The organism is Kitasatospora sp. NPDC048407, assembly GCF_043200475.1.
Taxonomy (GTDB): Bacteria; Actinomycetota; Actinomycetes; order Streptomycetales; family Streptomycetaceae; genus Kitasatospora.
In genome coordinates this window covers 181998-188888 of the sequence record NZ_JBICXW010000015.1, presented here as the reverse complement: position 1 = coordinate 188888, position 6891 = coordinate 181998, and the positions used below count along the sequence as shown (strand labels likewise).

General features: G+C 72.2%; 7 protein-coding genes and 1 pseudogene. 4 read left to right on the top strand and 4 right to left on the bottom strand.

What is annotated here, in order from left to right; genetic code table 11:
* The 3 genes and pseudogenes from ACGFWJ_RS25795 to ACGFWJ_RS25785 form a co-directional block, all read left to right on the top strand.
* Positions 1–150: pseudogene (locus ACGFWJ_RS25795) on the top strand (thioredoxin-disulfide reductase); the annotation flags it as partial.
* Positions 151–431: 281 nt separating this feature from the next.
* Positions 432–665 (top strand): DUF6223 family protein, encoded by a 234-nt coding sequence (locus ACGFWJ_RS25790; protein ID WP_392953729.1) that lies wholly within the window; start codon positions 432–434, stop codon positions 663–665.
* Positions 666–708: 43 nt separating this feature from the next.
* Positions 709–1224: a DinB family protein gene (locus ACGFWJ_RS25785; protein ID WP_392953726.1), complete on the top strand. Its 516-nt coding sequence runs from the start codon at positions 709–711 to the stop codon at positions 1222–1224.
* 47 nt (positions 1225–1271) lie between these two features.
* On the opposite strand, the gene sigJ is transcribed toward ACGFWJ_RS25785, so the two are convergent.
* A complete protein-coding gene (sigJ, locus tag ACGFWJ_RS25780; RefSeq protein ID WP_392953741.1) occupies positions 1272–2150 on the bottom strand; it encodes an RNA polymerase sigma factor SigJ in 879 nt (292 codons plus the stop codon).
* Between the two features lie 195 nt (positions 2151–2345).
* On the opposite strand from sigJ, the gene ACGFWJ_RS25775 reads away from it, so the two are divergent.
* Entirely contained in the window at positions 2346–3410 is a 1065-nt protein-coding gene (locus ACGFWJ_RS25775; RefSeq protein ID WP_392953724.1) for an LUD domain-containing protein, read from the top strand.
* 73 nt (positions 3411–3483) lie between these two features.
* Here ACGFWJ_RS25775 and ACGFWJ_RS25770 read toward each other — a convergent pair whose 3' ends face one another.
* The 3 genes from ACGFWJ_RS25770 to ACGFWJ_RS25760 form a co-directional block, all read right to left on the bottom strand.
* Positions 3484–4074: an O-methyltransferase gene (locus ACGFWJ_RS25770; protein ID WP_392953722.1), complete on the bottom strand. Its 591-nt coding sequence runs from the start codon at positions 4072–4074 to the stop codon at positions 3484–3486.
* Between the two features lie 4 nt (positions 4075–4078).
* Positions 4079–4618, bottom strand: coding sequence for a hypothetical protein (locus tag ACGFWJ_RS25765; RefSeq protein WP_392953719.1), 540 nt, complete (start codon positions 4616–4618; stop codon positions 4079–4081).
* Between the two features lie 303 nt (positions 4619–4921).
* Positions 4922–6475 carry a hypothetical protein gene (locus tag ACGFWJ_RS25760; protein WP_392953717.1) on the bottom strand — a complete coding sequence of 518 codons (1554 nt, stop codon included), beginning with the start codon at positions 6473–6475 and terminating at the stop codon, positions 4922–4924.
* Positions 6476–6891: the final 416 nt, after the last annotated feature.

The window sequence follows — 6891 nt, the reverse complement described above, 5'->3', positions numbered from 1 at the left end:
TTCGCCGCCGGCGACGTGGTCGACCACACCTACCGCCAGGCGATCACCGCCGCCGGCACCGGCTGCTCCGCCGCGCTGGACGCCGAGCGCTACCTTGCCGCGCTGACCGACGCCGAGACCGTGGCCGAGAGCGCCGCCGTCGCGGTCTGACACCTGCTGTCGGGCATCACGCGGGGAGCAACTGCCACTGGCGGTTCCGGTGGCCGCGGTCCGCCCGGTGCTGCTTGATCGCGGTGGGGGTGGTGACGTCGAGCGATTCCAGAAAGTCAGACGCGCCCCGGGTTGGCAAGATCGCTTCCGGGTGTTCCGCGTGGCGGTGAGTTGACGAAACCCGGAGCGGGGCGGGGAGTTGGGGTCCGGGCGCTGCGCCCGTTCGGCGGGATCCGGGCCGTCGTGGCGGCGCGGAGCGGCCGCTGCCTTGGGTGCGGCGATTGCCGGCACGGCCTTCGGCGCCGTGGTCGCCGCTGTCGTGGCGGCGCGGAGCCGCCGCTGCCCTGGGCGCGGCGATCGCCGGCACGGCACTCGGCGCCGTGGTCGCGGCCACCGCGTCCGGCGGACTCGGCACCGGCAACGGTCTCGGCGGCGCCTTCGTGGCCATGCTGGTGGGCCTGGCCGGCACGGTGCTGTGCGCACGGGAGTTGAGGCGCTTCCGCCGCGTCGGCTGAAATCTCGTCGACCGATCGTCAGCGGTCGGGCAGACTACGCGCGATGACTGAGCGAACCGATACGCCTCCCGCCTGGGACGAGCGCACGCAGCTGACCACCTTCCTCGACTACGCCCGGGCCACCGCACGGTCCAAGTGCGAGGGAATCTCCGCGGAGGACGCCCGGCGTTCGCCGCTGCCCGACTCCCCGCTGATGACGGTGTGCGGGCTGATCAGCCACCTGCGGTGGGTGGAGCACTGGTGGCTCCACGTGGTCTTCTTCGGCGGGGAGGACGCCGGCCCGCTGGTCGACGCCACCGAGGAGGATCCCGACCCGGAGATGCGGACGGCCGTCGACGTACCGCTGGAGCAGCTGCTCGCGGAGTACGAGGAACAGGCCGTCCGCTTCCGGAAGTTGGTCGCCGAGCACGACCTCGACGCGAGGGCCGTCCGCCCGATGCGCGGCGGCCTGCACATGGACCTGCGGTGGGTCCTGCTGCACCTGATCGAGGAGACCGCCCGGCACAACGGGCACCTCGACATCGTGCGCGAGCTGCTGGACGGCCGGACCGGCAAATAGGCCGATTCGGCACCCGGGCCAAGTCGGTATCTAGGCCAAGTCGGTATCTAGGCCGGAGCGTCCGCGTCCGTCCACGGGCGGAGCTTCTCCGGGTTGCGGACGCCCCAGATGTGGGTGATCCGGTCGTCGACGATCCGGAACGCGAACACCGTGACGGTGACGCCGTCGAGTTGGGCGATCAGGCCCGGCTGGCCGTTCACGGTGCGTTCCAGGAACGTCATGGCGGGGATGAAGTGAGCGATGCTGAGGTAGGCGCGGACGATGTTGTCGCGGCCGGTGAGCGGCTCCAGCAGGGCGCCGACCAGGCCGCCGCCGTCGGCGATCACCGTGGCGTCGGGGTCGAGCAGGTCCATCAGCGACCGGACGTCCTGGCTCTCCCAGGCCCGTTTGAAGCTCCGCACGATGCCCGCCTGCGCGCCGGCCGGCGTGGTCGGCGACGGCGAGGAGCGGATCCGGCGGCGGGCCGAGGTGGCCAACTGGCGGCAGGCCGCGGCGGATCGGCCCAGCACCTGCGCCACCTCGGCGAACGGGTACTGGAACACGTCGTGCAGCACGAACGCGACCCGCTCGGCCGGCGTCATCGACTCCAGCACCACCAGGAACGCCATGTGGACCGACTCGTCGAGGGTGATCCGGTCCGCCGGGTCGGCCGCCGCGCCGCCCGCTCCCTCGCGATGGGCGGGCAACGGCTCCGGGATCCACTCGCCCACATAACGCTCCCGGCGCACCCGGGCCGAGCCCAGCAGGTTGAGGCAGATCCGGCCCGCCACCGTCGTCAACCACCCGCCCGGTGACTCGATTTCGGCCCGCTGCCGCTCGGACTGCGCGAACCAGCGGGCGTACGTCTCCTGCACGACGTCCTCGGCGTCGGCCAGCGAACCGAGCAGCCGGTACGCCAGATTGGTCAGCCGGCGACGCTCGCCCATGATCGCGTCCAGGTCGTCGCGGTCGTTGTCCGGCTGGTGGTCCAGGGGGTTCCGCACGCGTCCGTCTCCTTCTCGGTGGCTCTCGTCTCTCATCGGTACGACCGCGCAGGGCGTCGGAATGTGACGTCGCGCCGCCGCGTCACATTTCGCGCGGCTGCTCTGTCGTACTGGTCAGGAAGACGAACGGAGAATCCGATGACCACGTTTCAGGCGATCGCCGACCGCGTCGAGATCCAGGCGTTGCAGGCCGAGTTCACCGACGCGGTGACGATGCGCGACCGCCCCCGCCTCGCCGCGCTGTTCACCGCGGACGGCGTGCTGCGGATGCCCAACATCCCGATCGAGCTCACCGGCCCCGAGGAGATCCGGCTCGGCGGCGAGAAGCTCCAGGAGCAGTGGGTGTTCTTCGTCCAGAACACCCACCCGGGCGCCATCACCATCGACGGCGACACCGCCACCGGCCGCGCCCACATGCACGAGATCGCCCGCACCCGCAACGGCATCGAAGGACTCAACTACGCCATCTACCACGACAGTTACCGGCGCACCTCGGAGGGCTGGCGATTCACCGAGCGGGTCTACGAACTCCGCTACCTGGACACCACCCCGCTCGCCGGATCCGCCCCCGGCGAGACCGCCGAGGCGCCCGCGGCCCGCTGGACCGAACCGGCCGACGCAGACCGCCTGGAGCGGGCGGCCGACGCACTCGCCGCCCGCGGCTTCGGAGTCGAGATCCTGCCGGACCTCGAAGCCGCCCGCGCCCGCGTCCGGGAACTCGTCCCGGAGAAGGCGAGCGTGTTCACCACGGCCAGCGAGACGCTCCGGCTGTCCGGCATCGACGACGACCTCAACAGCGACCAGTACCCCCACTCCGTCAAGCCCCGCGTGCTGACCATGGACCGGGAGACCGAGGCCGACGGGATCCGGCACCTGCTCGCCACCCCCGACGTGGTCATCGGCAGCGTCGCCGCGCTCACCGAGACCGGCTCCCTGGTGGTCGCCTCCGGCAGCGGAAGCCAACTGCCCGCCTACACCGGCGGCGCCGCCCGGGTGATCTGGATCATCGGCGCGCAGAAGATCGTCCCCGACCTGCCCACCGCGCTGCGCCGCCTGGAGGAGCACTCCCTCCCGCTGGAGACCGCCCGCACCGAGGCCGCCTACGGGGTGCCCAGCGCCGTCAACCAGCTGGTGGTGTTCAACAGCCCGACCCGGTTCAGCGAGGGCATCGTGCTGCTGCTCCGGGAGGCGGTCGGGTACTGACGGCGGGCCTCACGCCTCACGGGCCTTACGCCTCACGGTCCTCACGCCTCACGGTCCTCACGCCTCACGGGTTTCACGGGCGGCGGGTGGCCAGCAGGGTGGCGAGGTCCGGGGCGAGCCGGACCTCGGTGGTGAGCAGGGACGGGTGGTCGTACCAGGCGGTGCGGCCGGCGTCCGGACGGCCCTGGTGGGTCGGCGGCCAGGCGGTGAGGGGAGTCAGGTCGTCGACCACCAGGGTGCCCGCCGGGGCCAGCAGGAGATCCGGGTCGGCGGGCGGCGACTGCTTGCCGTTGCCGCCGCCGTCCAGGACCAGCAGGTCGAACGGGCCGTGCGGCGCGATGGAGGTCCAGTCGCCGTGCACGATCTCCAGGTCGGGTACGTCGGCGAACAACTCCCGTACGGCCGCCACTCGTTCGGCCTCGCGCTCCACGCTCACCACCCGCACCCCCGGCCGCCGCCCCGCCAGCAGCCAGCCGAGGCCGACACCGCAGCCCGTGCCCGTCTCGCCGATCCGGCCGGCCGCGCCTGCCGCCAGCGCCTGGAGCAGCCGGCCCTGCTCCGGGCGGCAGGACTGCGTGAAGCCCAGCCGCTCGGCCAACTCGACCGCCCGGACGACAAGTTGGGGGAGGGCGGTGCGGTCGGCGTAGGTTCCGGGAATCGACATGCCGTCAGCATGCCCGACGCAGCAGGATGCCGCGACTGCCCGGGGCCGGGCGGCGGGTGGCGGCGCGCGGGGCTGCGAGATCGATCTCCTCGACCAGCAGCCAGCCCTGCTGGGCGGAGAGCCAGGGGCGCAGGCACACGTCCAGCGCGGTCGGGGCGAGCGCGACGAACAGCAGGTCGGTGGGCAGGGCGTGCAGCAACTCCAGGTCCTGGCCGGCCTGCAGGGCCTCGATCAGCAGCACGGCACCGAAACGGCGGCGCACCGGCGGTGGGGCGGCGAGATCGGCCGCGCTCAGGCGCAGGCGGGTGCGGCGGCCGAAAGCCGACAGCAGGCGCTGGCGCAGTGCCGGGTCGGGCTCGGCGGCGTGCACGGTGTAGCCCGCCCTGAGTAAGCGGCCGGTCAACGCGCCGTCCCGGGCGCCGAGTTCGGCGAGCGCCCCACTGCCGGGCGGACGGTGCCGGGCCACCCAGGCGGCGGTCGCGTCGAGCCGGTCGGCTTCGTAGCGGGCGCCGTCGGCGTCGGGTGCCGCCAGAGTGTCGGTCACGGACATGTCCCGTCGCAGGTTCGAGGGTGCGGGCCGGAATCGACCCTAGCCACCGCCTTCGTTCGTGGTCCACACCACCAGGGGGAAAGTTTACCGTTCACGGTCAATTCAAGGGAAGTGGTACAGAGGAAACATGGGGGAGGGAAGAGAGGAACGCAGGGGGTGTGATGAGGCGTGAGGGGCGGTAGTGGGGGATAGGGCGTGCGATGAATTGACCGGCCGTCAGGCCCGTTGCCGGGGCATGCCGAAGGCCCCGCGCCCGGGCGGTGGCCCGGGCGCGGGGCCCTTGGGGTGGTGCGGTGATCAGGCGGGGTCGGAGAACTCGGTGAAGTCCGGGAGGTCGGAGAGGTCCGCGTCGAAGTCGTCGTCGTAGCGGTCGTCGCGTTCGGCGCGTTCCTCGCCGGGCTCCTTGCGGGCCGGGGCGACCCGGCCGAGTTGCAGGGAGGAGTGCATGCCCGCGCCGACCGAGCTCGCGTCGGCGATGACGCCGTCGGCGGGGTTCTCGCCGTTCGCACCGCTGCCGCCGGCACTGTCGCCGGCGACCTGGCCGCCGCGCCGTTGGGCGCCGCGGATGCCGCTGCCGCCGCCGACCGGGCCGTAGCCGCCGCCGGCCATGGGCATGCCCATCATGCCGCCGGCCATCGGGGGACGGCCGGACAGGCCCGCGGTGCTGGTGCCGGTGCCGCCGCTGCCGCCGGAGCCGCTGCCGCCGACGCCGGAAGCGCCGTCGTGGCCGTTGTCCAGGTTGGTGCCCAGGCGCAGGGCGCCACCCTTGGAGCCGGCGCCGCCGGGAGCGGAGAGCCGGGTGACGAAGCCGCCCGCCATGCCCTCGCCCGAACCCGAGGAGCCGGATCCGGAGCCGCCGCCCGCCCCGCCGCCACCGCCGCCGCCGCCACCGCCGTGGCTGCCGGAGCCGACGGCGCCGAGGTTCGGCCTCTTCAGGCCCAGCATGTCGAGCCCGCTGCCACTGCTGCCGCCGCGCGAGCCTCCGCCGCCGATCGGGCCGAGCTTGGGCGACAGCGCGGCGAACGCGGCGAGTCCGGCGTCGGCCGAGCCGCGGCCTCCGCCGATATGCGAGCCGCTGCCGACCGAGTTGACCCCGGTGCCGGTCGCGAGGTTGGGGCTGAGCGGGTTCGCCACCAGGGAGGCGATGCTGTTCAGCGAGGTCCGGTTGCTGTCCTCGTTGTCGCTGAGGTTGCCGGCCATCTTGTCCATCTTGGCCGCGGTGTCGCGGAACGAGCCCAGGATGCGCTTGAGCACGTCCTCGGCGATGGTCTGCAGGATCTTCTCCGCGATCTGGATGGCCAACCGGCCGAACGGGTCGCCGGACTCGCCCAGCTTCAGGCCCGAGACGATGCGCTTGAAGTCCAGGCCGTGCGACTCGATGTCGTCCGCGCCGCGGCGCAGATCGGCCGCGCAGGAGGCGACCTGGTCGAGGTCGACGCTGAAGCCCTGTCCGTTGGAGTTGTTGGACGGGGTCGGCGCGATCTGCTGCGCCGCCTTGACGATCATGTCCTCGATCGGCTGGAGCAGCGTGTGGGCGAGCCGGCTGACCGCCTGGTTCAGCAGCTGCTTCATGATCTCGCGGCCGAGCCGCAGGACCGCCGCGGAGCTCCACGGACCGGTCGAGGAGGCGGCTGCGAAGCTCGCCTGGATGCTGGCCAGTTGGACGATCGACGCGGTCTTCGCTCCCTCGACCACCAGGGCTGCGGCCCGCAGCACCTTGGATATCGTGTGGCAGGCCTCGACGATCACCTTGGAGTATTTGGTGATGGTGCTCCACAGCTCCGCCAGCCGGTCGGCCGAGGATCCCTGGTACACCTCGTGGAGCATCGTCAGCGCTCTGTCGGCCGTCATCTGGGCGGAGTCCAAAGCGCCCGCGAACTTCTCCAACTGGTCTGCCAGTCGGTTCAGTTCATCTTCATTGGCACCGGGGAACCGTACGCCCAGTAGGCCCACGATGGCATTGAGCCCCGGTGGTAGTTGGATTGCCATGGCCGCCCCCAGCTGCTGCCCGCGGTAAGTCCCTGATAGCGCATTGCGACGATACACATACCGCACGCCGCCGACCACCTGGTAAGCCCCAGTGTTTGCCGCATCGTCAGCGAACCGGTACCTGGCGGCGGTGTGCGCGTGGCGTGGAGATCATGGGGGCGCGGCCGGTCCGGAGCCGGTCCGGGCGCCGCGCGGAAAAGTGCTGAACGGTCGTTCGCGCAGGTCGTGTTGGGTGCGGCAGTAGGCGAACTTTCGGCGTTGCGCGGCGAGCGGTGGCG

Excerpts from the sequence above, each read along its gene's own strand:
- sigJ (WP_392953741.1), bottom strand. The coding sequence starts at position 2,150 with ATGGGCGAGCGTCGCCGGCTGACCAATCTGGCGTACCGGCTGCTCGGT.
- ACGFWJ_RS25770 (WP_392953722.1), bottom strand. The coding sequence starts at position 4,074 with ATGTCGATTCCCGGAACCTACGCCGACCGCACCGCCCTCCCCCAACTT.
- ACGFWJ_RS25760 (WP_392953717.1), bottom strand. The coding sequence starts at position 6,475 with ATGACGGCCGACAGAGCGCTGACGATGCTCCACGAGGTGTACCAGGGA.
- ACGFWJ_RS25785 (WP_392953726.1), top strand. The coding sequence starts at position 709 with ATGACTGAGCGAACCGATACGCCTCCCGCCTGGGACGAGCGCACGCAG.
- ACGFWJ_RS25775 (WP_392953724.1), top strand. The coding sequence starts at position 2,346 with ATGACCACGTTTCAGGCGATCGCCGACCGCGTCGAGATCCAGGCGTTG.